Here is a 26237-nt window from a genome sequence, read left to right on the forward strand (position 1 = left end):
TCAGCTATTGCTGAGCATGCCTTCCCGCAGACGGGCCAGCAGGCGCGAGATCAGGCGGGAGACGTGCATCTGCGAGACCCCGAGGCGTTCACCGATGTCCTTCTGGGTGAGCTCCTCGACGAACCGCCAGTGGATGATCTGCCGGTCGCGCTCGTTCAGCTCGGCGATCATCGGGGCCAGGGCGTGGAAGTCGTCCACGAGCGCCAGCGCCGCGTCGTCCGCGCCGATGAAGTCGGCCAGCGCCGATTCGCCGTCCTCGCTGCCGTTGATGGCCGCGTCCAGGGAGGCGGAGTTGTAGCCGTTGGCCGCCAGGCGGGCCTCGACGACCTCGTCCTCCGGGAGGCTCATCAGCTCGGAGAGTTCCTTGGTGGTGGGGGTGCGGCCCAGACGGCTGCGCAGTTCCTCGGTGGCGCGGGCCAGCTGGACACGGGCCTCCTGGAGCCGCCGGGGCACGTGCACGGCCCACGAGGTGTCACGGAAGAACCGCTTGATCTCGCCGACGATGTACGGCACGGCGAAGGAGGTGAACTCGACCTCACGGGTCAGCTCGAACCGGTCGATGGCCTTGATCAGGCCGATCATGCCGACCTGGACGATGTCCTCCATCTCCTCCGGACCACGGCTGCGGAACCGGCCGGCCGCGAAGCGGACCAGGGACATGTTCATCTCGATGAGCGTGTTGCGCGCGTACTGGTATTCGGGCGTGCCCTCTTCGAGCAACGTCAGCTGCTTGAAGAACAGCTTCGACAACTCCCGCGCGTCCTTGGGCGCCACCTTGGACGGGTCCGACACCTCCGGCATGCCCGTGGTGGTGTGCTCGGTGATCCGTGCGGTCGTCGTCGCCATGATGTGCCCTCCCAGTCGATCGGCCCCCGTCGCTGTCAGCTTGTCGGCCGACGAGACAGCGCCTACCCCGGGTCAAGGCGCCCACACATGTTTCCTCGATCGGCGTGGCGGGCGAGCGGTTTCCCGCACCGTTTCAGAGGCCGAGGTAGAACCGGACGGTGGTGCCGTCGTCCGACGTGTGCATCCGGACCAGATCGGCGACGTAGTGGACGAGCAGCAGGCCACGGCCGCCGATCTGCCCGCGCTCCGGGGGACGGCGGCCGGCCAGCGGATCCGTGAGGCGCCCCGTGTCGCGGACCTCGCACACCACTTGCCCGGCATCGGACCAGATCGCCAGTGACCCTCGACCGCCGCCGTGGACCACGCTGTTGGTGGTGAGCTCCGCCACAGCCAGCTCCGTGTCCTGAAGGCGTCGCCCGGCCAGCCCGAGCGACGCGGCCCGGCCGACGGCGAAGCGCCGCGCCTCGGGCAGCTCCCCAGCACCGAAGGCGAGGACGTCGGCGTCCGGCGCGGGCTCCAGCGGCTCGTTGTAGCGGGCGACGACCGCGGGCCAGTCGTAGGACCCGCTGGCCCGCTCGCGGCCTCCGGCGATGACCGTCGGATGGGTCACGAGGGCGTCGGCCAGGGCGTCCGCGTCCAGCCGGGCCTCGTCGTACGGGCACAGGATCGTCGCTGAACGGCCCGCGAAGGCCGCGTTGATCAGTGCCTCGTGCTGGGCGCACGCCGGGTACTCCGCCGCGCTGCGTCCGGCCCAGACGGGCTCGCCGATGATGCGCACCCGTTCGTGGGCGTGCGCGTCGGCGAACGCCCTGAGCACCCCGGGGATGATCCGTCCCGGATTGCGTCCGGCCTCCGTCATGTCCAGGAGGGAGACGTCCCGCGCGTCCGCTCCCAGCCCGTCCCTGATCAGCTCCAGGTTGGGGGCGGGCACGGCCACCGCCACGGGTTCGCCCGCGGCCAGTCCCTCCCGTACGAACGTCACCGTCCGGTCGGCGTACTCGCGCTCCGAGCGGTAGAACAGCGCCGGATGCGCGAACGCCTCCTCGTGGGTCATCGTGCTCATCGCGGCGCCACCTCGATACGACGCAGGGACGGCCAGAACAGCTCCAGCACCCGGGGCAGCTGCGGCGGGGGCTGTTCCACCACGACCCGCCCGCCGGGCAGGTTCATGGCAGTGACGGCGAGTGCCGCGACGCCGGCCACATCGACGAACCGCACACCGGACAGTTCCAGGTAGGACACGTCAGTGTGCTGCCTGGACAGTTCCGTGAGGGCCTGCTCCCAGGACGGGCGGGTGGTCACGCTGATCTCTCCGCTGGCGCGGAGTCCGGGACGGCCGGGCAGCGGGCGTACCTCCAGCACGGCCCCGCTTCGTACCCGGGGCGGTCCGCCCGTGGGGCCTGTGGCATCCACACTCGATCTCCTTCGGAAATCCGCCGGGTGTCCGTCCGCACCCCGGGCGCCTCGTCCGGCCATGCAGCCTATCGCGATGAGCCGCCGTACGCCGGTGTGGGGACAGAACGTGCGAGGGGAACACGAAGCGGGGAACAAGACAGTGAGCGTCCTTGGAAGGGAAGACCGATGTTTGAAGCGGACAACATTCGTGAATGGCGTGGACATGATGTCATTGACGGCGACGGCCGGAAGATCGGGGCTCTCGAGTCCATCTACTTCGACACCGCCACCGACCGGCCCGCGTTCGCCGCGGTCATGATCGGCCTGCCGACCCGCCGGCGGCTGGTGTTCGTCCCGGTGGACAAGGCCACCGTCGGGCCGGGCTACCTGAAGGTGGGCTACGACAAGAGCCTGGTCAAGGACGCGCCGGGGATCGACCCGGACGGTGAACTCGCGGCCGAGGACGAGGGCGCCGTCTTCGCCCACTACCAGCTGCCCTACGAGCAGGGCAGCCGCGGCGAGCGCCGGCTCGGCCGACGCTGAACCGTCCGACGAGCCTCTTCGAGGGGAGACGACCTTGAGCCTGTTCCTCCTGCTGTTGCTGGTGGCGCTCGTCCTCGGCGTGATCGGGCTGGCCGCGGAGGGGCTGTTCTACCTCTTCGTCATCGGCGCCGTGGTCCTGGTCGCCGACCTGGTCCTCGTCGGGGTACTCATCGGACGCCGAGGACGCCCCGCACGCTGAGCGGCACGCCGGGCGAGCACACACCGGGGGCCGACCGCGCCGTCGCCGGCGCGATCGGCCACCTCGCGCGACCAGGGACAGGACCTAGGCCAGTTCGGCGCCGCGGTCCGCGGCCTCTGTCTCGGACGTCGCGCCGCCCGTCGCCAGGGTGCCTCCGGAGCTCTCCAGATGGGCCCGCACGAACCACTGGAACTGCTCCAGGTCCCGGAGCTGGCCGATGAGGAGATCCTCCGTGGCGGGATCGATGTCGCCCGCCTCCTTCACCGCCTCGCGCACACCCTCGATCACGCCGGTGTACACGACATCGAGCGCGCCGAGATGGGCGATGGCGTCGGCCCGGCCGATGGAGTAGTCGTCCCAGGGCCGCTCGGCCACCAGGGCCCCGGGCGTGCCCTGCGCCACCCCGCCGAGTGCGGCGATGCGCTCCGCGACGTCGTCGGCCATCTCGCGCACCTGATCGACCTGCGGGTCGATCATCTCGTGCACGGCGATGAAGTGCGGTCCCACGACGTTCCAGTGCACGTGCTTCAGGGTCAGATGCAGGTCGTTGAGGGCGTGCAGGCGCATTCGCAGCGCGCCGATCAGTCGGCCGGCGGCCTCGCGCTCGATGCCGGGGACCGTGTACTTCGGGGTCAGGTCGTGCGTCATGGCGGACACCAGCTCCTCATGCGTTTCGTACGTCGTTGCACGTGCACGACTGCCCCGCATCGGCGACGGCAGACATGCACGTGCGCTGTGTCTCGAGGAGGACGGGTCTCCCCCGAGCGGGGGAGTCAACCCTCGGATCGTCCTTCCGGCGCCGCGTCGCGGACCGTACCCGGGAGCGACGCCGGGGCGGCGGCCCGCCGACAGGATGATGTGCATGACCACGACACCACAGCATCCCGCCCCCGCCCGCTGGGCGGTCCTCGCCGCCCACGCCGTCGCGCTCCTCACCCTGCCGACCGGCCTGTGGCGCCTCCTGCTGGCGGCCGGGCAGCCCGCCGGGTACACCGAGGCGGGCTACGAGGCGATGGGCGTCGACGGATGGGGCGTGGTGTACGTCACCGTCTCCTACTACCGCCGACGCCGTCCCGCGGTGGCCGGTTCCGGCGGGCGCCGATCACGGAGCTCCAGGGTGCCCGCCCGCGACGGATGCCCCTGATCTCCCGGACAGCTCGGCCTCCTCGTCGCCGGCCCCGTGGCGGCCGTGGGCCCCGCCCGCGCGCTGGCCGGCTGCGCGGCCCTGGTCGTCCTGGCCACCGCGGCGGCCCTGCTTCCCCCGCAGGTACGCGGGCTGCGCCGACGACGTCAGGACGGCGGAGCTGGCAGGGGCATCGCGCTGAGCGCACGCGCCGCGTGGACGAGATTGGAGGCCATGGCCCGGCCGGTCGAGGTCGACCAGTCGTGGCCGCGGTCGTCGTCGAGGTAGTCGGGCCCGGGGCCGGGCCCCAGATGCCAGTAGGTCCAGGCCTGACCCGGGATGGTGTAGCCGATGTCCGAGAGCCCGCCGCTGATCTCGCTGATGACGTGGTGTGCGCCGTCCTCGTTCCCGGTGACCAGGACCCCGGCGACGCGGTTGTAGGCGACGGGGCGCTCCTCGTCGTCGGTCTCGGCCAGCATGGCGTCCATGCGTTCGAGGACCCGCTGGGCCACCGAGGACGGGCGGCCGAGCCAGGTCGGCGAGGCGATGATCAGGATCTGCGACGCCAGCAGCTTCTCGTGCACGCCCGGCCAGTCGTCGCCGTCGCCCATGTCGGTCTCGACCCCAGGTTTCAGGTTCAGGTCGACGGCCCGTACGACATCCACCTCCGCCCCGTGGCCTTTGAGGGCCGCGATGACCGTGGCGGCGAGGGCCTCGGTGTTCGACGGCTGAGGGGAGGGCTTGAGAGTGCAGTTGATGACGAGTGCGCGCATGCCTACCCCCCTTCCCCGGGCGGCGGCTCTCGCTCGTCCGTAAGCGGGACCGTTCACCCGCCCGGACGCGCGGTGGCCGGGTGAGCGAGCGGGCGGGGGACCGGCGGCGTCCGCTCAGGGCAGGGCGATGCCGTCCAGTTTGCCCTGCTTGGCGTCGTCGACCAGTGACGAGAACTGGTCGGCGCTCATCTGTACGCGCTGGCCGAAGTCGTCGGTCAGGACGATCCGTCGCTCGGCCGTGGCGTCGGGGTCGACGAACAGCTGGGGGCAGCCGCAGTCGCAGTTTCCGCAGAACGTCGCTACGGGCTCCAGGCCATGAGGGTCGGTCATACCGGTGCACCTTCCGTGGGAGACGGGTGTCCGCGCCGGTGTCCGCACCGGCGGTCGTGGGGGAACTGACTGGGGGATACCCGGCGCGGCGGCCGCGGACGCGTGCCTCCGCCGGGCGCGGAGGCACGGTGGACGGTCCCCGTGCGCCGGCACTCCCGCCTCCGCTACCGGTGCTCCGGTTCGGTGGGGACGGCCGGGAACCGGAGGTGCCTTCGGTCCGACCGTATGTGGGTGAAGTGTGGTGTGGATCACGCGCGTCGTGTTGAGTGGGGGGCCGGACCGGAATCCGTACCCACCGGTGATCACGGGAGCCCGGATGCAAGGATGAGGCCGCCATGACTGCAGGGTGGTGTTCTCGCACGGTACGGGCCGCGGTGTTCGCGGCCGTCTGCGTGCTGCTCGCCGCCCTGGGCCACATCCTGATGTCCGGGACCGCGGTGCCCTGGTGGGCCATGGCGGCGGGCGCGTCGGCCACGGGCGGCGCCGCCTGGTGGCTCGCCGGCCGGGAACGCGGGCCGCTCGCCGTCGTCTGTGTCGCCGTAGCCGCCCAGACCGTACTGCACACGTCCTTCTCGCTCGCCCAGGCGACGGAGCGGCCGCCGTCCTCGGACGACGAGTCCCTAGCGCGCCGCTGGCTGGACATCCTGCTGTGCCGGATGCCGTCCGGCCCGGGCGGGGAGCACGGCGCCATGCCGGCGTCGCTGAACACCGGCCACGGCCCCCATGCAGGGCACTCCATGCCCGGCATGCCCGCCATGGACGCCATGGAGCCCGCCATGGGCGGCATGTCGTCGACCGGCATGCTCACCGCCCACCTGGTGGCCGCCCTGCTGTGCGGCCTCTGGCTCGCCCACGGCGAACGCGCCGTCTTCCGCGTCCTGCGGTGCCTCGCCACCCGGCTCGTCGCGCCCCTGCGCCTGCTGTTCCGGCTGCCCGCGCCGCCGCACCGCCCACGCGTCCGGGCCCGCCGAGCGGCCTCGGACCGGGCACCGCGCCGTCTTCTCCTCGCCCATGCGATCACTTCTCGGGGTCCGCCCGCCGGGGGCGCTGCCGTCTGACAGCAGCAGGTTCCCCGAGGCCGCCGGCGAATCGTCGAGCCGCCGGCCTCGCCTCGGGCACCGGCCGTGCGCTCCCGCGCGCGGTCGCCCACCCCTCGACCGGTCCCGCCGTGCCCCCGGCCCGTTCCGCACGGGCCGGTCTCACCCGGAGACCGGATCCCTGATCCCGAGAAGGACAGACACAGGTGATCACTCCTGCCCTGCCCCCACCACGCCGGCAGCCGGGTACGTCCGCGAAAGAGGCGTCCATCACGGCCTGGGCACTCGCCGCGCGCACCGGCGACCCCGCCGCCGTCGACCATTTCGTACGCGCCCTGCACCGGGACGTCCGCCACTACGTGACCTTCCTCGGTGCCGATCCGCAGAGCGCCGAGGACCTGACCCAGGACACCTTCCTGCGGGCCCTCGGCAGCCTCCACCGCTTCGAAGGGCGCTCCTCGGCCCGCACCTGGCTGCTCGCCATCGCCCGCCGCGCGGTGGTCGACAGCATCCGTTACGACTCCTCCCGTCCCCGCCTGGCGGCCACGGACGACTGGGAGTCGGCCGTGGAGCGCGCCCAGCCGCGCGATCTGCCCGGCTTCGACGACGGCGTCGCCCTCGCCGAACTGCTGGCCGCGCTGCCCGACGACCGCCGCGAGGCGTTCGTCCTCACGCAGCTGCTGGGGCTGCCCTACGCGGAGGCGGCCGACGTCAGCGCGTGCCCGATAGGGACGGTGCGGTCACGGGTCGCCCGCGCCCGTACCTCCCTGATCGAGTGGCTGAACGAAGCCGAGCGCCCCGTGCCGGTGGCCGCCGCCGCTTGACGGCCGGTCCGGACGGCGGCGGGCCCGGATCACCTGGTGACCCGGGCCCGCCGCTGACGCCGCCCGCGTGTCTTCGGCCCGGTCCCGGGCCGAGGACTTCGTGGAGGGCTTCGGCTACCGTCGGCAGCATGGCTGACGAGTGCTTCCGGCATCCACGGCTGGCCGCGGTGTACGACGCCCTCGACCCCGATCGCGGCGACCTCGACGCGTACGTACGCATGGCCGAGGAGTTCGGTGCGCGGCGGGTGCTGGACATCGGCTGTGGAACAGGCGTGTTCGCTCTGATGCTGGCCGGCCGCGGAGTGGAGGCCGTCGGCGTCGATCCCGCCCGGGCCTCCATCGAGGTGGCCCGGCGCAAGGCGGGCGGCGACCGGGTGCGCTGGATCGAGGGCGACGCCACCTCACTGCCCGCGATGCGGGTGGACCTGGCGACCATGACGGCGAACGCCGCCCAGGAGATCACCGGCACGCGGAAGTGGCACAGGACGCTGAAGGGCGCCTACGAAGCCCTGCGCCCCGGCGGACGCCTCGTGTTCGAGACGCGGGACCCGGACCGGCGTGCCTGGGAGGAGTGGAACCGGCAGCGGACCCACCGGGTCACGCAGATCCCCGGTGTGGGCGCGGTCGAGAGCTGGTGCCGGTTGGTGGAGGTGAGGTGGCCGCTGGTCTCCTTCCGCTGGACCTACGTCTTCGGCTCGGACGGCGAAGTGCTGACCTCCGACTCGACGTTGCGCTTCCGCGCGCGACAGGAGGTCGAGGCGGATCTGGACGCACAGGGCTACGTGGTGGAGGAGGTGCGCGACGCACCCGACCGTGAGGGCAAGGAGTTCGTCTTCGTCGCACGACGCCCAGCGGACGACCGGCCGTTCACCGGTCGCCCGACCCCACGGCAGGGCGGGTGAACCGAGAGCGAGAGGCCGGCCAGAAACCGGCAACGGGATTCGTCCCCCCACTGCCGGGCCACACCCGTGACCCGGCGCCCCCGGACGCCCATCCTTGACCCCATGGCCCGCTTTGAGCACACCGTGACGCTCGCCCCCGTGTCCCGCCGCTGGTTCGAGTCGTGCGTCACCACACTCCACGACCTCGCGGAAGGCCTCGACGCCGAGGGAGCGTGCCTGCGCCTGCCCGACGGGTGACCGCTGTCCGGGCTGGTCCTGTCCGAGGGGCGTCACCTGCGGCCGGGCGCCCGCTACCGGCCGGTGAACGAGGAGGACGGGCGACCGGACGCCGGCCAGGCGGTCGCCGTCCTCGCCTGGGACCGCCACCGCGAGACGGCGCTGGAGGCCGTCACCCTCGACGAAGACCCGGCACACGGAGCCCAGTCGACCTGCGTACTCCGGCTGGTGAGCGCCGCACGGCCGCGAGAGGCGTGGCTCTCGGCGACGCTGCGGACCAGCGGGGACAAACGGGCGCGGTACCTCGGCGGCACCGTACGACTGCACCTCGATCTCGGCGGATGGTGGCCGGCGGCGGCCGGCACAGGCCGCCGCCCCCTGGCCGCGCCCCTGGGCGGCACCCTCACGCACGTACTCGCCCGCGCCACCGTGACGGTCGTACCGCGCCCGGCCCCCGACGGGCACTGGCGGGTGACGGTGAAGGCGCGGGTCAAGGGCCGCTCCTTCGCCCGGCCCCTGCTCCCCGTCGCGATGGCCGTCATGGGGCGGCGCGTACGCAGGGTCTTCGCCGAGGCGCTGGACGACGCGGCGCGGGAGTGGAACGGGCGGCTGCCCGTGCTGGTCCGCAAGGAAGGAGAGGCACTGCGTGCGGAGTTGGCCGAAGCGCTGCTGGCCCCGTGAGGCATCCTCCCGCCTCACGCTCCCGCCGGATGACACTCCGTTAGGGTCCCGGAATGGACTCCACAACCGTGCGCGGCGCCACGATCGACTACGACGACCTCGGTCCCTCGACAGGGCTCCCGATCCTCCTGATCCACGGGCACCCCTTCAACCGCACCCTGTGGGCGCCCCAGGTGACGGCACTGACGGCAGCCGGTTACCGGGTCGTCGCCCCCGACCTGCGCGGCTACGGCCGCAGCAGTGTGAGCACCGGCAAGGTCCTGCTCGCCGACTTCGCCGACGACCTCGCCGCGCTCCTGGACCACTTGGACATCGAGGACGCGGTGGTAGGCGGCGTCTCCATGGGCGGTCAGATCGCCATGGAGTTGCAGCTGCGTCACCCGGGCCGGGTGCGGGCCCTCGTCCTGTCCGACACCTCCGCGCCCGCCGAGACCGCCGAGGGCAGGCGGTTCCGCAACCGGCTGGCCGACAGGCTCCTCGCGGAGGGCATGGAGGGCTATGCGCACGAGGTCATCGGCAAGATGCTCGCCGCCTACAACGTCACCGCCATGCCGGACGTGGCCGCCCGCGTCCTGGAGATGATGTGCGCCACCGACCCGCGGGGCGCCGCGGCGGCACTGCGCGGACGGGCCGAACGCCCCGACTACCGGGATGTCCTGGCCGCCGTCGGGGTGCCGGTCCTGATCGTCGTGGGCGCGGACGACGTCTACACCCCCGTGGCGGAGGCCCAGTCCATCCGGCGCCTCGTGCCGCACTCAACCCTCGCCGTCATCGACAAGGCCGGTCACCTGCCGGGTGCCGAGCAACCCGAGCGCTTCAACGCCGTGCTGCTGGAATTCCTGGCCGCGCGGACGTGATCGTATGCGGGCCCTCGACGGCCTGGTGCCGCACAGGCCGGCTCCGGGGCGTTCCCGTGGTGCTGCTCCAAGCGCCCGGTCCGGTGCGCGAAGGGCGCAGATGGTGAGTGAGTGAGCCCTGTACGCGCCCCCGCGGCGGTGCGGACAATGCGCAGTGGCCGTGATCACGCGGCGGGAGGCGCGGGTCGTCCACCGCCGCCTTCCCGGGAAAGCAGGTCGATCGCCATGCTGTTGCGTCTGCCCACGTCCGTGTCCGAAGCGCAGGAGTGCATGGCCGAGGGGGCGGTGCCCATCGGCGGTGCCACCCTGGTGTGGGCGACCTGGCAGCGGGACGGCTTCCCGGAACTGGCCATGTCGCTGCGGAATCTGCCCGAGGCGACCGCGGTCGCACCCGAGACGCTGGGGGCGGCCGTGGTGCTGCACCGCATCGGCGAGCGTGTCCCCGAGGTGCTGCGAAGGGCGGCCGGCACGGTGGGCACCGGAGCGGTACGCCGGACGGCCACGGTCGGCGGCAACCTCGTCGGCAGCAGCCTGCGCTGCCTGCTGCCCGCGGCCCTCGTCCTGGACGCCCGCGCCACGGTACTGGGGCCGGACCGGGCCTACGAGACCGACCTCGCCGAGGTCATGGCGAAGCGTCACCTGCTGCTGGGTCTCGGGTGGCGCACCCCGATAGCCAGCGGTTACCGCAAGCAGCCCGCCGCAGCCGGCGGGCCGCCGCCCCTGGTCGTCGCCACCGCCGTGCACGCCGACGGCGAGGGGCGGCACCGCCTTCGGATCGCCGTCCGCGACGGCTACGAGGTCGTGAGCGAGAGCGCACCGTGCGACGCGGGTGCCGACGAGGTACTCGGCGCTCTGGAACGTACGGACGTCGGCGCCCTGCCTCCCGGGGCCCGGGACGTGGTGCGTGAGCAGGTCGCCGACATCGTGGGGTCTCTCACCGATCGCTGAGCCACGGACGGCCGGAGGCCCGGCGGTCCGCGTCAGCCGTTGGCCAGCGCCTTGACGCGATCGAGCGCCCCGTTGAACTTGTCGTGGTCCCCGACGGTCGGCCCGGAGGAGGTGTACTGCCACATCGTGTGGACGCCCCAGCCGGCCGGGAGGGGGCCCACGGTCGAGGCGTACCGGGCGATCCACAGCGGGTTGGCGGAGCCGAAGCCGCTGTAGTCCCCGGTGCACTGCTTCCACCAGTTGGTGGAGGTGTAGATCACGGCCTGCCGGCCGGTGCGCTCCTCGTACCGGTCGAGGAAGGCCCGGATCCAGCCGACCATCTGACTCGTCGTCCTGCCGTAGCAGGTGTCCCCGTACGGGTTGTACTCGATGTCGAGCACGCCCGGCAGCGTCCTGCCGTCCTTCGACCAGCCGCCTCCGTGGTCGACGAAGTAGTCGGCCTGGGCCGCGCCACCGGCGCCGTCGGGGATGGCGAAGTGGTAGGCGCCGCGGATCATGCCGACGTCGTACGAACCGTCGTACTGCTGGGAGTAGTAGGGATTGCGGTACGACGTTCCCTCGGTGGCCTTCGTGTAGGCCCACTTCACCCCGCTGTTCCAGAGGGTCGACCAGGCGACGTTGCCCTGATGGCTGGAGACGTCCACGCCCTCCGTCTGGGTGGTGCGGGTGTCGGCGGGCCGCCCCTGGACTCCCTCGTGGGCGAGAACCCCACTGCCCATGTAGGCGGTACCGCGGACGGGCGTCCGCGTGTCGTCGGCCGACGCGGGGGCCGCGGACAGGGTGAGGAGGAGTGACTGGGAGGCGAGGAGGACGCCCGGCGTGAGCAGGCGGCGTGAGTGGCTGGACGCCACGGCTATGGGTCTGCGCATGGCACCCATCCGAACCGCTGCCACGCCCGACCGCATCCCACGGGCGCCCAGACGGTGTTGGGCGGTCGGCTCCCGAGGGCCGGAGCCCTCCCGCCCCTTCAGGTTTGAACGTGTTCAAATACGGGGTGGAGTCGATCGCGGGAAGACAACGAGGTGGGGGAGGGGGCGTCCGATGAAGATCGTGATCCCCGGGGGAACCGGGCAGGTCGGTTCGGTGCTGAAGCGGGCGTGGACGGCCGCCGGCCATGAGGTCGTGGTGCTCACCCGGCGGCCGCAGCGGCCGGGCGAGGTCGGGTGGGACGGCCGGACGCCGGGGGAGTGGGTCAGGGAGATCGACGGCAGCGACGTGGTCGTCAACCTGGCCGGCCGCAGCGTGAGCTGCCGCTACACCTCCGGGAACCTGAAGGCGATGATGGACTCACGCGTGGAGTCCGCGCGTGACGTCGGCGAGGCGATCTCGGCGGCCGCCGTGCCGCCCCGCGTCCGGCTGCGGATGAGCACCGCCACCGCCTACGCCCACCGCTTCGACGCGCCCAACGACGAGGTCACCGGCCTGATCGGCGGAGCCGAACCCGGAGTCCCGGACTACTGGTCCTGCAGCGTCGACATCGCCAAGGCCTGGGAGCGCGAACAGGAGCGGGCCGACACCCCGCACACCCGCAAGGTGGCCCTGCGCTCCGCCATGGTGATGAGCCCGGACCGGGGCGGTGTCCTGGACGTCCTGCTGTGGCTGGCGCGACTCGGTCTCGGCGGCTCCGTCGCGGGCGGTGCGCAGTACGTGTCCTGGATCCACGACCAGGACTTCGTCCGCGCGGTCGACTTACTCGTCGGCCGCGACGACCTCACCGGCCCCGTGAACCCCGCCGCGCCGGCTCCGCTGCCCCAGCGCGCGTTCATGCGCGCACTGCGCAAGGCGTGGGGCATGCCACTGGGTCTGCCGGCGACACGATGGATGGCCGAACTGGGCGCCCTCGTCCTGCGCTCGGACACCGAGCTGCTCCTCAAAGAGCCGGCGCGTCGTCCCCGGCCGGCTGCCCGCAGCGGGGTTCGCCTTCGACCGCCCCGAGTGACCCGAAGCCGCCGGCGACCTCGTACGGCGGGTGCGCGGGGGCAGACAAGGAGGGCGGCGTCCGGGACGACAGGAACGGCGCGCACCGCTGCCGGAAACCGGCGGACCGAGGCGCTGAGAAGAGGGGCGCCCCGGGAGGCACCCCTCTGTGCCGAGCCGAGCCGAGGCCGTCAGCCTCCCCGTTCACCGCGGCGTGCCTCCCGGGCCCCGCGCACCAGGACGGCGAGGGCCCCCGCGGCCACCACGAGGGCGAGCACGCCCAGCAGTGCACGGTCTGGGACGGCGTCCCCGAGGCGGGACAGGCGCTGCTCCCAGGTGAACTCCGTGTCCACGCCCATCAGCGACGGCAGCGCCGACGTCCCGTCGAAGAGCAGGAACACCGTACCCAGGGTGATGAACATCGCCCCGCCGAGCAGTGACGTGGAGTGCAGCCGCAACGGGCCCAGTCGTACCGGCCGGCCGCGCAGCCGGCGTCGCCCGCCCAGGTCGAACCGGTCCCACAACGCCGCCAACACGAACATCGGCACGGCCATGCCCAGGGCGTACACCGCGAGCAGCGACCCACCGCGCCAGGGGTCACCGCCGATCGCCGCCACCGTGAGGACGCTGCCGAGGATCGGGCCGGCGCAGAAGCCGGCCAGCCCGTACACCGCGCCCAGTGCCGTCACGGACAGCGCCGAACCGGACCGACGTGCCCCGGCGGACTGCTGAAGACGGCGCGAACCGAACCCCAGGCCCAGCAGTTGCGCCACCCCGAGGGCGATGACGAGCCAGCCGCCCGCCGTGACCAGCAGGTCGCGATGCCCGTAGAAGAGGCGCCCGGCCAGCGAGCCCGCCACACCCAGCGGCACCATGGTCAGGCACAACCCGGCGTAGAAGAGCGCGGTGCGTCCGAGCAGCCGGGCGCGGCTGGTGAACGAGTAGGCGAAGAACGCGGGCAGCAGAAGCGCCGAGCAGGGGCTCAGCAGCGCCAGCAGTCCACCGAGGAAGGCGACCACGAAGCCCGGGTCACTCATCGCTGCCGCCCCGTGCGCGCGCCCCCGCGGCGGCCTCGGCCGCCTCGACCGCCTCGGCGAACACGTCCGTGGGCTGGGCGCCCAGGATCGGCCGGTCGTTGACGAGGAAGGCGGGTGTGCTGCTGACGCCGAGTGCGTAGCCCTCCTCGATGTCCCGGTTCACGGCCGCGTCGGCCGCCGGGGAGGTCATGTCCGCGCGGAAGCGGTCGAGGTCCTCGATCCCCGCCTCCCCGGCCATCTCGAGCAGCGCCTCATCGGCGAAGTCTCCCTTGTTGCGCTCGCGCGGCTGTGCGTAGGCGGTGTCGTGGAACTGCCAGAACCGGCCCTGTCGTCCCGCCGCCCAGGAGGCCCGGGCCGCCTGCTCCGACTCCGCGCCGAAGACCGGGAAGTGACGCCACTCGATCCGGAGTACGCCCTTCTCGACGTACTCACGCAGCAGTTCCGGCTTGGTCTCGCGGGCGAACCGGCCGCAGAAGGGGCATTGGAAGTCCGAGTACTCGATCAGTACGACGGGCGCGTCCGGCTTCCCCACGGCGTACGGGTCACCGGACTCCCGTCGGGCGAGTGCGAGCAGCGCGGGGTCGGCGGGAGTGGCCGCGGACGGCGCGCCGGAGACGGACGCGCCGGCGGGACGGTCGGACTCTCCGCCTCCGCCCAGGGCGACGACGGCGACGACGACGGAGGCCACGAGGACGAGGGCGGCGAGGGCCGGTCGCAGCCGGCGACGCGGTAGCGGGCTCCTGCCGAGGGCGGACTTCGAGCCGGGCTTCTCGGGCAGGCGTGAATCAGCGTTCATGGGTCGACTCCACAGAGGGGGAGAAGTGAGGGAGGAAGAGCGGGACGCGGGGATGCGCGGCGCGCGGACTCAGGCGCGGGCCGGCAGCGGGCAGGCCTCGGCCGTCGACAGCCTGCGCAGCGCCGCCTCGGCCAGCAGCACCAGGGAGGCGACGGCGACGACCGGCTAGAGCGGAGCCCAGTAGGTCAGCGCGCCGGAGCTGCCGAGCAGCAGCAGGACGACCTTGTTGCAGACGGGGCAGCCCACGGCGAGGAAGGACAGCAGGCCGCCGAGCGGGCCGAGCCTGCTGCCGGGGCCGTCGGTCCGCGGCGCGTCCGCGGACCCGGGGAGGCGGACGAAGGTGGCCAGGACCACGCCCGCGAGCGCGGCGGTGGCGGCGAGCACCGGATAGTTCCACCACTGGACGGGGACGGTCCGGCCGAAGAGGGGGGAGGGCACGACCGCGGTGGGAACACCCACGACGACGGCGGTCAGGACGGCGCCGGCTCCGGCGGCGGACCACTGGGCGGGCCGCCAGGACGCGAGCGCCGCTCCCGCCCGGCGCGGTGACCGGGAGGAGGAAGGCATGGGAAAGGCTCCGTTCGAGGAGGATGAGACGGACGCGGCACGAAGGGCCGGTCTAGATCCTCAGAACGGTGGTCGAGACACCACTGGGACAACGCGGTGGCGGGGCGGGTCCGGTGGACGCGTGGGCGGGCGTCGACGACGGCGGCGTTCCGCGCTGCGCGGTCGTGTCCGCCGACCCCGCGGCCGGCGGTTCGCCGGTGCGGAGATCCCCGCGCGTCGAAGTCGGCTCGGACTGCCCCTTCTTCTCGCACGGGCGAGGCGCGGTGGCTCCCGGTTCGTCCCCGGCGACCAGGTCGACGGAGAGCACGGCGACCGGAGAGGAGGAGGCCGCCACGGCGCTCTCCTCACCGGCACCCGCGGCCGTCGAGCGGCCCGCTCCCGTCACACACAGCACGGCGACGGTCACGGTGACCATGGCCAGCACACAACGCAGCAGCGACACCGCTCGGGTGTGCCTGCCGCGCTGGGACATGGGGAACGGCTCCTGCCGCTGGGGCTGCTCGGGGACGCGCACGAAGCGTCGTGTACGGAAGCCACCCTACATACCCGCCCCCGAGCCGGCCGAGACGGCTAAGGGATGGGCACCGCCTGTCCCGTGACCCGGGTGCGCGGGTCCCGCGGGCTCACGCCGATGAGCAGGTCGCTGGGGCGGCCCATGTCCTCTCCCTGGCGGATCGCGATCGTGCCGGGCCGGGTCACCAGACCCAGTTCGCGGAGGTACCCGCCGAACGCGGCGGCGGCCGCTCCCGTCGCCGGGTCCTCCACGACACCGCCGACGGGGAACGGGTTGCGGGCGTGGAAGCGCTGCGGCGACTCGCGCCACACCAGGTCCACCGTCGTCCAGTCGTGCCGCCGCATGACCTCGGCGAGCCCGTCGAAGTCGTAGTCGAGCTCGGCCAGTCGGGCCCGGGACGCCGCGGCGAGCACCAGGTGGTCGTTGCCGCCGGACGCCACGTGCGGGGGCAGGGCGGGGTCCAGGTCCTCCGGAGCCCAGCCGAGCGCCCGGAGCGTCGCGTCCAGCTCCGTGGCGAGAGCCGGGCGGGAACGCGTCGGCACACTGGTGAGGGTGGCCCGCACCGCGCCGGCGTCGTCGGCCGTGGTGGACACGGGAATCTCTCCGGCGGGCGTGTCGAGGACGATCTCGCCGGGCCCCATCCGCTCGGCGAGGGCTACCGCCAGCGCGACGGTCGCGTGCCCGCAGAACGCCACCTCGGCGAGCGGACTGAAGTAGCGGACCCGGAAGCGCCGCGCCGCCGCGTCGCCGCCGGTGACGAAGGCGGTCTCGGAGTAGCCCACCTCGGCGGCGATCGCCCGCATCGCGGTGCCGTCGAGCTCGGAGGCGTCGAGGACCACCCCCGCCGGGTTCCCGCCCACGGGGTCGTGGGTGAAGGCGGAGTAGCGCAGGATCTCGGTCTCGTACGGCGGCTCGGAACGGTCTGTCACGTCGCTCTTTCCCCTCACGTCGGTGCTCATGACCCCCACGCTCCCACCCGGCCCCCATCGTGTCCAACGATCGATCTCTATACTCTCCATCGGAAATACACATAGGCTGGCTCGCGTGGACACCCGCCTGCTGACGACCTTCACCACGCTCGCCCGCACGGGCAGCTTCACCGCCGCCGCCGCCGAACTGCACCTGGCCCAGTCCACCGTCACGGTGCACATCCGCGCCCTGGAACGGGACCTCGGCGTCCGGCTCTTCGACCGCCTGCCCACCGGCGCGCTGCTCACCGACACCGGCCGCCGGCTGCTGGAGCGGGCCGAGGAGGTACTCGACACCGTGGCGCGGTTGCGGGCCGCGTGCGACGACACCGGTGTCGTGTCGGGGCGGGTGGTCGTCGGCAGCCCGGAGTCCCTGTGCGCGAGCCGCCTGCCCGGCGTCGTCGCCGCCCTGCGGACGAGCCACCCCGAGGTGGACGTCCACCTGTACGCGGCCGGGACCGCGGAATGCCTCGAAGGACTGAGGTCCGGACGGCTCGACCTGGCGCTGCTGCTGGAGGAGGAGACCGAGTTCCCCGACGTGACGGGCGAACCCGTCGCCCGCGAGCCGCTCGCCCTCGTATCCGCTCCCGGGCACCCCCTCGCCGCCCGGGCGCACGCGGCGGGCTGGCCGGAACTGGCGGCGGAGAGCTTCTTCCTCCTGGAGGAGGGCTGCTCCTACAGCGACGCGCTGGCACGGCGGTTGCTCGACGTGCCGGGCGGGCGGCCGAGGCTCACCCGGTTCGGCAGCGTGGACGCGGCGCGCAACTGCGTGGCGGCGGGGCTGGGGCTGTCACTGCTGCCACTGACCACCGTGGCGGAGGAACTGCGACGGGGCCGGCTGGTACGGGTCGCCGGGCCCCGCTTCCCCGACGTACCGGTGCGGCTGGCCCGGCACCGCCGGCGGTGGGCGGCACCGGCCGCACAGGAGGTCGCGCAGGCACTCGCGCGGCACCTGGGCGACTGACCGGTCCCCGCGCCGGAACAGCCGGACCGGGACACCCGTGGGGACGCCTCCCCCAGCGACAGGTGACGCCGGAGGCCGGTTCGAGGACGGGCGCACCGGACCGTGCCGCTCCGCGGCCCGACGCCCCCTGACACACTCCCATGTGTCACCCGCCCGGCCCCCAGGAGGACCTCGCCATGACCGAGCAACCGCTGGACCGTGCCGCCCGGTACGAGCGACGGTTCAACGCGCTCTTCGCGGCGTACTTCGACGCACTGGGCGCGACGCTGGACGCGCCGTCCTTCAGCCGCTTCACCCCGGACTGCCTGGACCTGCTGCGGGACCTGTCCCTGCGCGGCGGCAAGCGGATGCGGGTGGTACTGCTCCACGAGGCCGCGCGGCTGGTGACCGACGAGCCGGTCGAAGGGCTGGACGCCGCCGCGCTGAGCGTCGAACTGCTCCAGACCCACGGTTTGGTGCACGACGACCTCATCGACGACAGCGCCACCCGCCGGGGCGGGGCCACGACCTACTACGCGTACCGGGAGCGGTTCCCCGGGCACCCGCGGGCGGCGCTGGGGCTCACCGTACTCGCGGGCGACCTCGCGCTCGCCCTCTCGCTGCGCGTGCTCCTGGACGCGAGGGTCCCGGTCGAGGTGCGTCAGGCCATGGTCGAGGTGCAGACCCGGGCCGCGGCGGACACGTTCGTGGGCCAGATCGCCGACCTGGAGCGCGACTTCGCCTCCGCGGTCCCGGACGACGAGGTCCTGCACGAGGTGGCCGACCGCAAGTCGGCCCGCTACTCGGTCCTCGCTCCCCTGCAGCTCGGACTCCTGGCCGCGGGCGAACAACCGGCCGCCCACGAGAAGGAGCTGCGTCGCTACGCGCGACTGGTCGGCATCTGCGGGCAGCTGCGCGACGACTACCTGGACCTGTTCGGCGACGCGGCCGCCATGGGCAAGCCGACCGGCACCGACATCCGTGAGGGCAGGCGCAGTTACACCGTCGCCCGTCTGCTGTCCGCCGTGAGCGGCGCCGAGCGCGCCGTCGTCGAGGAGGCGCTGGGCAACCCCGCCTGCGCGCCGGAGACCGTCGCCGCGGTCCGCGAGATCGGCGAGCGCCGCGGTGTCGCCGACCGGATGCGGGCGGACATGCGGGAGTACGCCGAGCAGGCCCGCCTGGTGGCCGAGGGCTGGCGTCCGCGGTGGCGCGAGGAGGCGGTCGCCTTCTTCGAGACTCTGCCGCGGTGGAGCGTCGAACGGGCCGGGTGAACCCGCGAACGCGGGCCTCGCCGCGGATCGCGGGAAGAACCGGAGGAAAGGAAGAGGAGGTCAATGGCCGAGTTGGTCCTGTCCGTTGTCGTGGTGCTCGTCCTCGGAGGGCTCGTCTGCGTGGTGCGGGCGGAGGCGCGGGGCGGTCCGCGCTGGGTGCGCGCGGTGTCCGCCGTGACCCTGGCGGCGGGCGAACTGGTGCGCAGTTCGAAGGGTGCCGGCCGAGGCGGGGGCGGTCGGAACGACTCGGGCGACTGAACCGGCCCGTCTGACACCTGTTCCCCATGTCCCTCAAAGGGGGATTCGGGATCTTCCGCCCCGTGCGTGCGGTCATGCTCTGACCGGATGCGCCGTTGACCAGGCGCAACCGTGACGACGCGACCCCTGGAGGAGAAGCATGACGCACACGGCACAACGGGGCTCCGGCCCGGACGACCAGGCGGTGCTGCTGGTCGCCGGACTCGCCCACCTCGCGGTGAGCACGATCGGCTCGGCGGTGGGCGGGCTGCGCGGGCTCCTCGGCCGCTCGGACACCGCCGACCTGGTACGGGAGGCGGAACGGGATCTCCAGGCCCGGGGCAGGCTCGCGCTGGACCGGTGCACGAACGTGCCCCCCGCCCACCTGGAGGTACTCGCCCAGCACGCACGCGCACGGCGGGCGGCCGACGGCGGCGATGTCTGACCCCTGGGACCCGGCCGCCTTCAAGAGCCGCGTCGACGGCGTTCTGCGCAGCTTCCTCGACGAGGAGGCCGGCCACCTCGTGGCCCTCGACGACGCTCTCGCACCGGTGGCCGGGCAGTTGCGGAGCGCGGCAGGGCACGGCAAACGGCTGCGGGCGGCCTTCTGCTACTGGGGCTGGCGGGCGGCCGGACAACCGGACAGCGACGCCCTGGTACGGGCGGCGGCCGCCATGGAACTGGTGCACGCCGCGGCGATCGTGCACGACGACCTCATCGACGACAGCGGCCTGCGGCACGGCCTGCCCACCGCGCACGTCGCCCTGGAAACCGTACTGACGGCGGCCCCGGGCCCGGCCCGGGACGGCCGCCGGGCCCGCTCGGCCGCCCGGTCCCTGGCCATGCTGGTGGGCGATCACCTGATGGCCCTCGCCGCGCAGCTCTTCACCAGCAGCGGCCTCCCCGCCGCCTACCTCGCCCGCGCCCGGGGCCTGTGGGCCGCGCTCGCCCGCGAGCTCATCGCCGGCGAGTGCCTGGAGATCCTGCACACCGGCGGACCACCGGACACCGCGACCTCCCTGAAGGTGGTCCGGTACAAGACCGCCAAGTACACCGTCGAGCACCCCCTGCTCATCGGCGGCCTGCTGGCCGGCGCCCCCGCCGCGCTGCGGGAGACCTACTCCGCCTACGGCATGCCGCTCGGCGAGGCCTTCCAGCTCCGTGACGACCTGCTCGGCCTGTTCGGCGACCCGGAGCGCACCGGCAAGGCCGGCCTGGACGACCTGCGCGCCCACCGGCCCACCGCACTGCTGGCCGAGACCTGGCAGGCCGCCGACACCTCCCAGCGGGAGCGGTTGCGGCACGTGCTGGGCCGGAGCGACCTGAACGAGAACCACCTGCGCGAGGTGCGCGACCTCATGGTGGAGCTGGAGGCACCGCAGCGGGTCGAGCGGATGATCCTCGCCCGCGTGGAGCGGGCCACCCGTGCCCTGGACACCGCCGGGACGTCACCGCAGGCGCGCCGGGCGCTGCGCGAGCTCGCACAGCGGGCCACCGACCGCTCCCACTGAACGCAACCGACCGCATCCACTGACGAGGAGACCGCGATGACCTACACCGAAACGTCGATGGACGCCCTGCGCCGCGGCGGCGACGAACTGGCCGACGCCGTCGTCGCCACCCTTTTCGAGCGCGGCGAGGTCGGCAAGTTCAACTCCCTGATGCGTTACGTCTCCACCAGCGGCCAGGAACTGCCGGACGGCCTTCCCGGGGTGGCCCGGGAGTACCTGCGGGCGACCGCCGCCCCGCCGGACTGGGTGGACTGGGCCGAGATGGAGAAGGCCCGCCTGTTCTTCATCGACAACAACGTGCACATCTCCACCGCCCTGTCCTTCGCGTCGATGCCCGCGTGCTACGTCGTCCCGCACGTCGCCAGGCTGCTGTCGGCCGCCCACGGGCTGAGCTATCCCTCCAAGCGGATGGCGGAGACCGGCCAGTTCACCGTCTACCTCATGCAGCCGGACGCGTTCGAGGCCGGCGGACGCTTCGTCCCGGCCGCCCAGAAGGTACGCCTGCTGCACGCCGCGATCCGCCACCACCTGAGGCGGGAGAACCGCTGGGACACCGACACCCTCGGCGTACCGATCTGCCAGGAGGACATGATCGGCGGGCAGATGTTCTTCTCCCTGCTCGTCCTGGACAGCCTGCACCGTCTCGGCATCCACATGTCCGCCGAAGGCGCGGACGCCTACTTCTACGCCTGGCGGGTGGTCGGCGCCATGCTCGGCGTCGACCAGTCGGCCGTGCCCACCACGCTCGACGAAGGGCGGCAGTTCCTCGACCTGTACATGCTGCGCCACATGGGCCCCTCCGATGAGGGCGCCCATCTGACGAGGCAGCTGATCGACCTGTACGAGGAAGTGGTGCCCGGTACCCTCTTCGACCCGGTCGTCTCGGCCCTGATCCGCTACCTCGTCGGGGACACGTGCGCCGACTGGCTGGACGTGCCCCGCACCCACTGGGACACCTTGGTCAAGGCCGCCCCGCGCCTCCTCGGCGTCCTGGAGACGATCGAGGACCGCTCACCCATGGGCGCGTGGGCGCTGGACCGGCTGGGCCACCTCACCACGGTCCTCGAACTGTCCTCCCTCACCCGCGGACGCGTCATGCACTACGCCATCCCCGAACAACTGAAGAAGGACTACGGCGTCTCCGGTGCCGCCCGCACCCGCCGCTGGACCCCGCCGCCCGCGACCGTCTCCTGAGTCACGGTGTGTCCGGGATGGGCGGCCCCGAGGTGACGGCGTCAAGCGATGGAGGCCGAAACGACCGCGGACACGGCCAGGTTGCAGGAGGCCGTCACCCACACCGCGGGGTGGGGCTCGGACTCGACCAGCGTCTCGCCCAGTCGGCCCGGGGTGATCAGGTCGACGACCAGGAAGGCCACGGCCATCATGACGAGGCCCAGCAGCCCGAACACCGCGGTGGACACCAGGCCCTTGCCGAAGTCCTCGTACGTCGTCCAGATGGAGGTGAACACGATGCCGCCGATACCGAGCAGCGCGGAGCTGAGCACCATGGCCGCGTTGCGGTTGCGCTGCTCCCAGATCTGCCGGCCGAGCTTTCCGGGCGTCAGCACGTCGACCAGGACGATGCCGAGGACCAGAAGGACGAGGCCGAGGCCGCCGTAGGCGGTGGCACGGCCGAGTCCGTTGACGATGTCGCTCATGGGGGTGCCGGCTCCGTAGCGTGAGAGATCGTGGTCAAGGCGCTGCAAAATGTAGCGCACCCGTTCGGCCTCTTGACTCCTCGGTCCGGCAATCCGGGAGTTCGGCCGGACGTGGAGTCAGGAGGACGCCGCGAGTGCGCGGTTGCGGCGCACGGAGGACCAGAAGGAGGCGCCGATCAGGACCACGCCGATGAGGCCGGTGATGATCTCGTTGATCTCGTACTGGATGGTCACCAGGAGGACGGTGGCGAGGGCGCCGATGGCGTAGTGGGCGCCGTGCTCCAGGTAGACGTAGTCGTCGAGGGTGCCCTGGCGGACCAGGTAGACGGTCAGCGACCGGACGTACATGGCGCCGATGCCCAGGCCGATCGCCATCAGCACGATGTCGTTGGTGATGGCGAAGGCACCGATGACGCCGTCGAAGGAGAAGGACGCGTCCAGGACCTCCAGGTACAGGAACATGAAGAACGCGGCCTTGCCGGTGAGGGCGACGGCCGAGCGGGGCCTGCCGGTGCGTTCGGCCTCTTCCTCGGCCGCGTGCTCGCGCTCCTCCTCCCGTTCGAGCTTCCCCTCGAAGTAGCCGGAGAGACCGCCGACGACCATGTAGGTGATCAGACCGGCGACACCGGCGAGGAGGACCGTCTCCGTCTTGTCGACGTGCGTGCCGCCGTGCTGGTGGGCGTGGGCACCCACGGTGACCGCCGCCGCGAGCAACGCGATCAGGGCGATGCAGACCGACAGCATGTCCACCCTGCCGAGCTTGGCCAGCGGGCGCTCCAGCGGGCCGAGCCACTTGATCTCCCGGTCCGTGAAGACGAAATCGAGGAAGATCATCAGGAGGAACATGCCGCCGAAGGCGGCGATCGACGGATGGGCGTCCGTCACCAGCTCCTGGTAGCGCTGCTTGTCGGTGAGCGCCAGATGCACCGCGGACCAGGGGCTCAGCCGGGCGCTGATCGCCACGATCACCACCGGGAAGACCAGGCGCATGCCGAAGACGGCGATCAGGATGCCGACGGTGAGGAAGATCTTCTGCCAGAAGGCGCTCATCTTCTTCAGGATTCCGGCGTTGATCACCGCGTTGTCGAAGGACAGGGAGATCTCCAGCACGGCGAGGATGGCCACGAGGCCGAAGGCGGTCCACCCCTCGTACAGCACACCCGCGGCCAGGCCCAGGGCGGTGACGGCGAAGGCCCAACGGAACGTCTTCAATAGCACGGGCTGCTCACTCACTCCTGTTGTCGCGCGGTGCCGGGATGTGGCGTTTCGTTGCCAGTGCCCCTCACCGACGTTGTCTACCACGATCGTTCGCCGCCACCGGGGCAGGCCGGGTACGGCACCTGGCAGTCACTGAAATGGATCGCTTCGTTTCCTTGAGGGGTTCGTGTTTACGGGAGTAGGTTCGCCGCCATGACCGCATCCCGGGATCCGGCCGTCGCCGCGGAACTGCGCGGGGCCGGCCTACGCGTGACCGCCGCCCGTCTCGCGCTGCTCGAGACCGTCCGACGAGGCGATCACCTCGTCGTCGAGGCGATCGCGTCCGGGGTGCGCCTGCGCGTGGGCCACGTCTCCCTCCAGGCCGTGTACGAGGGCCTGCACGCGCTCACCGCGGCGGGACTCGTGCGCCGCATCCAGCCGCCCGGCGGCCCGGCGCGGTTCGAGGGACGGGTGGGGGACAACCACCACCATGTCCTGTGCCGGTCCTGCGGTGCGCTCGCCGACGTCGACTGCGCCGTCGGCGAGGCGCCCTGCCTGACCGCCTCCGACGACCACGGCTTCTCGATAGACGAGGCCGAGGTCATCTACCGGGGCCTGTGCCCCGACTGCTCCACCACCGGCAGTTCCCCAGCACCTTGATCCGCCCCGCTTGGAAGGATTCCCATGTCCGAGAACCACGACGCCATCGTGACCGACGCGAAAACCGAGGAGGCGGGTGGCTGCCCGGTCGCCCACGGACGCGCCCCGCACCCCACGCAGGGAGGCGGAAACCGTCAGTGGTGGCCGGAGCGGCTCAACCTGAAGATCCTCGCCAGGAACCCGGTCGTCGCCAACCCGCTCGGTGAGGAGTTCGACTACGCCGCGGCGTTCAACGCCCTCGACCTGCCGGCCGTGAAGCGGGACATCGCCGGGGTGCTGACCACCTCGCAGGACTGGTGGCCCGCCGACTTCGGGCACTACGGCCCGCTGATGATCCGGATGGCCTGGCACAGCGCGGGCACCTACCGCATCAGCGACGGCCGCGGCGGCGCCGGCGCCGGCCAGCAGCGTTTCGCGCCGCTCAACAGCTGGCCGGACAACGGCAACCTCGACAAGGCCCGCCGCCTGCTGTGGCCCGTCAAGAAGAAGTACGGCCAGAACATCTCCTGGGCCGACCTGCTGGTCCTCACCGGCAACGTCGCCCTGGAGCAGATGGGCTTCGAGACCTTCGGCTTCGCCGGTGGCCGCGCCGACGTCTGGGAGGCCGAGGAGGACGTCTACTGGGGTCCCGAGACGACCTGGCTCGACGACGGGCGCCACACCGGCGACCGCGAGCTGGAGAACCCGCTCGGCGCGGTCCAGATGGGCCTGATCTACGTCAACCCGGAGGGCCCGAACGGCAACCCGGACCCGATCGCCGCCGCCCGCGACATCCGTGAGACGTTCCGCCGCATGGCGATGAACGACGAGGAGACCGTCGCGCTGATCGCCGGCGGACACACCTTCGGCAAGACCCACGGCGCCGGCCCCGCCGACGCCGTCGGCGACGACCCCGAGGCCGCCGCCATGGAGGAGATGGGCCTGGGCTGGAAGAGCACCCACGGCACGGGCAGGGGCCCGGACGCCATCACCTCCGGCCTGGAGGTCACCTGGACCACGACCCCGACCCGGTGGAGCAACGGGTTCTTCAAGAACCTCTTCGAGTACGAGTACGAGCTGGAGCAGAGCCCGGCCGGCGCCAACCAGTGGGTGGCCAAGGACGCCCCGGAGATCGTCCCCGACGCGCACGACCCGTCGAAGAAGCACCGCCCGAGGATGCTCACCACCGACCTGTCGCTGCGCTACGACCCGGTCTACGAGCCGATCTCCCGCCGGTTCCACGAGAACCCGGAGGAGTTCGCGGACGCCTTCGCCCGCGCCTGGTACAAGCTGACCCACCGTGACATGGGCCCGAAGTCCCTGTACCTCGGCCCGGAGGTCCCCGAGGAGACCCTGCTCTGGCAGGACCCGCTGCCCGAGACCGAGGGCGAGGGCATCGACGCCGAGGACGTCGCGACCCTCAAGACCAAGCTCCTCGAGTCCGGTCTGTCCGTCGCACAGCTGGTGTCCACCGCGTGGGCCTCGGCGTCCACCTTCCGCGGCAGCGACAAGCGCGGCGGTGCCAACGGCGCCCGTATCCGCCTCGAGCCGCAGCGCGGCTGGGACGTCAACGAGCCCGACGAGCTGGCGCAGGTTCTGCGGGTCCTGGAGGGCGTCCAGCGGGAGTTCAACTCCGGCGCCGGCGCCAAGCGGGTGTCGCTGGCCGACCTGATCGTCCTCGGCGGTACCGCCGCCGTCGAGAAGGCCGCCAAGGAAGCCGGCTTCCAGGTGGAGGTTCCCTTCGCCGCGGGCCGCGTGGACGCGACGGAGGAGCACACCGACGCCGAGTCGTTCGAGGCACTCGAGCCGACCGCCGACGGCTTCCGCAACTACCACGGCAAGGGCAACCGCCTGCAGGCCGAGTTCCTGCTGCTCGACCGGGCGAACCTGCTCACCCTGAGCGCGCCCGAGATGACCGTCCTGGTCGGTGGCCTGCGCGTCCTGGGCGCCAACCACCAGCAGTCCCAGCTCGGCGCCTTCACCAGGACGCCCGGCTCGCTCACCAACGACTTCTTCGTCAACCTGCTCGACCTGGGCACCACGTGGAAGTCGACGTCCGAGGACCAGACCACGTTCGAGGGCCGCGACGCCGCCACCGGTGAGATCAAGTGGGCCGGCAGCCGCGCCGACCTGGTCTTCGGCTCGAACTCCGAGCTGCGGGCACTGGCCGAGGTCTACGCGAGCGACGACGCGAAGGAGAAGTTCGTGCACGACTTCGTCGCCGCCTGGGTCAAGGTCATGAACCTCGACCGCTTCGACCTGGTCTGACCCCCCGCGTCCGGGCCGGGCCGGCCACCCGCCCGGCCCG

Annotated in this window: 31 protein-coding genes and 2 pseudogenes; 19 read left to right on the forward strand and 14 right to left on the reverse strand. The window is 72.3% G+C overall.

Features of this window, described 5'->3' with window-relative positions; genetic code table 11:
* The 3 genes from ACIQ1J_RS09410 to ACIQ1J_RS09420 all read right to left on the reverse strand — a co-directional run bounded on the left by ACIQ1J_RS09410 (position 1) and on the right by ACIQ1J_RS09420 (position 2259).
* Positions 1 to 846 carry an RNA polymerase sigma factor SigF gene (locus tag ACIQ1J_RS09410; RefSeq protein ID WP_210958335.1) on the reverse strand — a complete coding sequence of 282 codons (846 nt, stop codon included), beginning with the start codon at positions 844 to 846 and terminating at the stop codon, positions 1 to 3.
* A 133-nt stretch (positions 847 to 979) separates the two neighbouring features.
* Complete coding sequence (locus tag ACIQ1J_RS09415) at positions 980 to 1909, reverse strand: anti-sigma factor RsbA family regulatory protein (protein WP_403555546.1); 930 nt, start codon at positions 1907 to 1909, stop codon at positions 980 to 982.
* Positions 1906 to 2259 carry an STAS domain-containing protein gene (locus tag ACIQ1J_RS09420; RefSeq protein WP_307852006.1) on the reverse strand — a complete coding sequence of 118 codons (354 nt, stop codon included), beginning with the start codon at positions 2257 to 2259 and terminating at the stop codon, positions 1906 to 1908. Before ACIQ1J_RS09420 ends, ACIQ1J_RS09415 begins: the two co-directional genes overlap by 4 nt.
* Positions 2260 to 2427: 168 nt before the next feature.
* On the opposite strand from ACIQ1J_RS09420, the gene ACIQ1J_RS09425 reads away from it, so the two are divergent.
* On the forward strand, positions 2428 to 2784 hold the full coding sequence (locus ACIQ1J_RS09425) for a PRC-barrel domain-containing protein (RefSeq protein WP_210958338.1): 357 nt from the start codon (positions 2428 to 2430) through the stop codon (positions 2782 to 2784).
* A 34-nt stretch (positions 2785 to 2818) separates the two neighbouring features.
* Positions 2819 to 2983, forward strand: a complete 165-nt coding sequence (locus ACIQ1J_RS09430) for a hypothetical protein (protein ID WP_193776073.1) — start codon at positions 2819 to 2821, stop codon at positions 2981 to 2983.
* An 84-nt stretch (positions 2984 to 3067) separates the two neighbouring features.
* Here the strand turns inward: ACIQ1J_RS09430 and ACIQ1J_RS09435 are convergent, their stop codons facing one another.
* Positions 3068 to 3631: a Dps family protein gene (locus ACIQ1J_RS09435; protein WP_210958339.1), complete on the reverse strand. Its 564-nt coding sequence runs from the start codon at positions 3629 to 3631 to the stop codon at positions 3068 to 3070.
* Between the two features lie 214 nt (positions 3632 to 3845).
* Here ACIQ1J_RS09435 and ACIQ1J_RS09440 point away from each other — a divergent pair, with 214 nt between their 5' ends.
* Positions 3846 to 4127, forward strand: coding sequence for a hypothetical protein (locus ACIQ1J_RS09440; protein ID WP_403555549.1), 282 nt, complete (start codon positions 3846 to 3848; stop codon positions 4125 to 4127).
* A gap of 146 nt (positions 4128 to 4273) precedes the next feature.
* Here ACIQ1J_RS09440 and ACIQ1J_RS09445 read toward each other — a convergent pair whose 3' ends face one another.
* Together ACIQ1J_RS09445 and ACIQ1J_RS09450 are read right to left on the reverse strand one after the other, a co-directional pair.
* The gene (locus ACIQ1J_RS09445) at positions 4274 to 4879 is read right to left on the reverse strand and encodes a flavodoxin family protein (RefSeq protein ID WP_210958340.1); all 606 of its coding nucleotides are present in this window, start codon (positions 4877 to 4879) and stop codon (positions 4274 to 4276) included.
* A 114-nt stretch (positions 4880 to 4993) separates the two neighbouring features.
* On the reverse strand, positions 4994 to 5209 hold the full coding sequence (locus tag ACIQ1J_RS09450) for a hypothetical protein (protein ID WP_210958341.1): 216 nt from the start codon (positions 5207 to 5209) through the stop codon (positions 4994 to 4996).
* Positions 5210 to 5544: 335 nt separating this feature from the next.
* On the opposite strand from ACIQ1J_RS09450, the gene ACIQ1J_RS09455 reads away from it, so the two are divergent.
* The 7 genes from ACIQ1J_RS09455 to ACIQ1J_RS09485 all read left to right on the forward strand — a co-directional run bounded on the left by ACIQ1J_RS09455 (position 5545) and on the right by ACIQ1J_RS09485 (position 10674).
* Positions 5545 to 6267: a hypothetical protein gene (locus ACIQ1J_RS09455; RefSeq protein ID WP_403555552.1), complete on the forward strand. Its 723-nt coding sequence runs from the start codon at positions 5545 to 5547 to the stop codon at positions 6265 to 6267.
* 185 nt (positions 6268 to 6452) lie between these two features.
* Entirely contained in the window at positions 6453 to 7070 is a 618-nt protein-coding gene (locus ACIQ1J_RS09460; protein WP_403555554.1) for a sigma-70 family RNA polymerase sigma factor, read from the forward strand.
* A 128-nt stretch (positions 7071 to 7198) separates the two neighbouring features.
* Positions 7199 to 7972 (forward strand): class I SAM-dependent methyltransferase, encoded by a 774-nt coding sequence (locus ACIQ1J_RS09465; protein ID WP_403555556.1) that lies wholly within the window; start codon positions 7199 to 7201, stop codon positions 7970 to 7972.
* Between the two features lie 102 nt (positions 7973 to 8074).
* The gene (locus tag ACIQ1J_RS09470) at positions 8075 to 8209 is read left to right on the forward strand and encodes a hypothetical protein (RefSeq protein ID WP_403555557.1); all 135 of its coding nucleotides are present in this window, start codon (positions 8075 to 8077) and stop codon (positions 8207 to 8209) included.
* A 63-nt stretch (positions 8210 to 8272) separates the two neighbouring features.
* Entirely contained in the window at positions 8273 to 8869 is a 597-nt protein-coding gene (locus ACIQ1J_RS09475) for a hypothetical protein (protein WP_403555559.1), read from the forward strand.
* Positions 8870 to 8922: 53 nt separating this feature from the next.
* Positions 8923 to 9726, forward strand: coding sequence for an alpha/beta fold hydrolase (locus ACIQ1J_RS09480; RefSeq protein WP_403555561.1), 804 nt, complete (start codon positions 8923 to 8925; stop codon positions 9724 to 9726).
* 225 nt (positions 9727 to 9951) lie between these two features.
* A complete protein-coding gene (locus tag ACIQ1J_RS09485) occupies positions 9952 to 10674 on the forward strand; it encodes an FAD binding domain-containing protein (RefSeq protein ID WP_403555563.1) in 723 nt (240 codons plus the stop codon).
* Positions 10675 to 10706: 32 nt separating this feature from the next.
* On the opposite strand, the gene ACIQ1J_RS09490 is transcribed toward ACIQ1J_RS09485, so the two are convergent.
* On the reverse strand, positions 10707 to 11543 hold the full coding sequence (locus ACIQ1J_RS09490) for a lysozyme (RefSeq protein ID WP_210958348.1): 837 nt from the start codon (positions 11541 to 11543) through the stop codon (positions 10707 to 10709).
* Positions 11544 to 11715: 172 nt separating this feature from the next.
* Here ACIQ1J_RS09490 and ACIQ1J_RS09495 point away from each other — a divergent pair.
* A pseudogene (locus ACIQ1J_RS09495) lies at positions 11716 to 12730 on the forward strand (DUF1731 domain-containing protein).
* Positions 12731 to 12782: 52 nt separating this feature from the next.
* On the opposite strand, the gene ACIQ1J_RS09500 reads toward ACIQ1J_RS09495, so the two are convergent.
* The 5 genes and pseudogenes from ACIQ1J_RS09500 to ACIQ1J_RS09520 all read right to left on the reverse strand — a co-directional run bounded on the left by ACIQ1J_RS09500 (position 12783) and on the right by ACIQ1J_RS09520 (position 16464).
* Positions 12783 to 13628, reverse strand: a complete 846-nt coding sequence (locus ACIQ1J_RS09500) for a cytochrome c biogenesis CcdA family protein (protein ID WP_403555565.1) — start codon at positions 13626 to 13628, stop codon at positions 12783 to 12785.
* The gene (locus ACIQ1J_RS09505) at positions 13621 to 14424 is read right to left on the reverse strand and encodes a DsbA family protein (RefSeq protein ID WP_403555567.1); all 804 of its coding nucleotides are present in this window, start codon (positions 14422 to 14424) and stop codon (positions 13621 to 13623) included. The genes ACIQ1J_RS09500 and ACIQ1J_RS09505 overlap by 8 nt, the downstream gene beginning before the upstream one ends.
* A 69-nt stretch (positions 14425 to 14493) precedes the next feature.
* Positions 14494 to 14991, reverse strand: a pseudogene (locus ACIQ1J_RS09510) (hypothetical protein).
* Between the two features lie 52 nt (positions 14992 to 15043).
* Positions 15044 to 15505, reverse strand: coding sequence for a hypothetical protein (locus ACIQ1J_RS09515; RefSeq protein ID WP_403555569.1), 462 nt, complete (start codon positions 15503 to 15505; stop codon positions 15044 to 15046).
* Between the two features lie 56 nt (positions 15506 to 15561).
* Positions 15562 to 16464, reverse strand: a complete 903-nt coding sequence (locus tag ACIQ1J_RS09520) for a PhzF family phenazine biosynthesis isomerase (protein WP_403555571.1) — start codon at positions 16462 to 16464, stop codon at positions 15562 to 15564.
* 85 nt (positions 16465 to 16549) lie between these two features.
* Here ACIQ1J_RS09520 and ACIQ1J_RS09525 point away from each other — a divergent pair, with 85 nt between their 5' ends.
* The 6 genes from ACIQ1J_RS09525 (at position 16550) to ACIQ1J_RS09550 (ending at position 21629) form a co-directional block, all read left to right on the forward strand.
* Complete coding sequence (locus tag ACIQ1J_RS09525) at positions 16550 to 17437, forward strand: LysR family transcriptional regulator (protein ID WP_403555573.1); 888 nt, start codon at positions 16550 to 16552, stop codon at positions 17435 to 17437.
* A 176-nt stretch (positions 17438 to 17613) separates the two neighbouring features.
* Complete coding sequence (locus ACIQ1J_RS09530; protein ID WP_403555575.1) at positions 17614 to 18687, forward strand: polyprenyl synthetase family protein; 1074 nt, start codon at positions 17614 to 17616, stop codon at positions 18685 to 18687.
* Between the two features lie 63 nt (positions 18688 to 18750).
* Positions 18751 to 18945: a hypothetical protein gene (locus tag ACIQ1J_RS09535; RefSeq protein WP_403555577.1), complete on the forward strand. Its 195-nt coding sequence runs from the start codon at positions 18751 to 18753 to the stop codon at positions 18943 to 18945.
* A gap of 139 nt (positions 18946 to 19084) precedes the next feature.
* On the forward strand, positions 19085 to 19369 hold the full coding sequence (locus tag ACIQ1J_RS09540) for a polyprenyl synthetase (protein ID WP_210958357.1): 285 nt from the start codon (positions 19085 to 19087) through the stop codon (positions 19367 to 19369).
* A complete protein-coding gene (locus ACIQ1J_RS09545) occupies positions 19362 to 20435 on the forward strand; it encodes a polyprenyl synthetase family protein (RefSeq protein ID WP_403555579.1) in 1074 nt (357 codons plus the stop codon). The genes ACIQ1J_RS09540 and ACIQ1J_RS09545 overlap by 8 nt, the downstream gene beginning before the upstream one ends.
* A gap of 36 nt (positions 20436 to 20471) precedes the next feature.
* Positions 20472 to 21629, forward strand: coding sequence for an oxygenase MpaB family protein (locus ACIQ1J_RS09550; protein ID WP_403555581.1), 1158 nt, complete (start codon positions 20472 to 20474; stop codon positions 21627 to 21629).
* Positions 21630 to 21670: 41 nt separating this feature from the next.
* Here ACIQ1J_RS09550 and ACIQ1J_RS09555 read toward each other — a convergent pair whose 3' ends face one another.
* Together ACIQ1J_RS09555 and ACIQ1J_RS09560 are read right to left on the reverse strand one after the other, a co-directional pair.
* Positions 21671 to 22093 carry a DUF350 domain-containing protein gene (locus tag ACIQ1J_RS09555; protein ID WP_403555583.1) on the reverse strand — a complete coding sequence of 141 codons (423 nt, stop codon included), beginning with the start codon at positions 22091 to 22093 and terminating at the stop codon, positions 21671 to 21673.
* 117 nt (positions 22094 to 22210) lie between these two features.
* A complete protein-coding gene (locus ACIQ1J_RS09560) occupies positions 22211 to 23311 on the reverse strand; it encodes a DUF475 domain-containing protein (RefSeq protein WP_403555585.1) in 1101 nt (366 codons plus the stop codon).
* A 192-nt stretch (positions 23312 to 23503) separates the two neighbouring features.
* On the opposite strand from ACIQ1J_RS09560, the gene ACIQ1J_RS09565 reads away from it, so the two are divergent.
* Both ACIQ1J_RS09565 and katG read left to right on the forward strand, forming a co-directional pair.
* Entirely contained in the window at positions 23504 to 23950 is a 447-nt protein-coding gene (locus ACIQ1J_RS09565) for a Fur family transcriptional regulator (protein ID WP_210958362.1), read from the forward strand.
* Between the two features lie 24 nt (positions 23951 to 23974).
* Positions 23975 to 26197, forward strand: coding sequence for a catalase/peroxidase HPI (gene katG / locus ACIQ1J_RS09570; RefSeq protein WP_403555588.1), 2223 nt, complete (start codon positions 23975 to 23977; stop codon positions 26195 to 26197).
* The last annotated feature ends 40 nt before the right edge of the window (positions 26198 to 26237 follow it).

It is taken from the genome of Streptomyces sp. NPDC097107 (assembly GCF_044762405.1).
Taxonomy (GTDB): Bacteria; Actinomycetota; Actinomycetes; order Streptomycetales; family Streptomycetaceae; genus Streptomyces; species Streptomyces thinghirensis.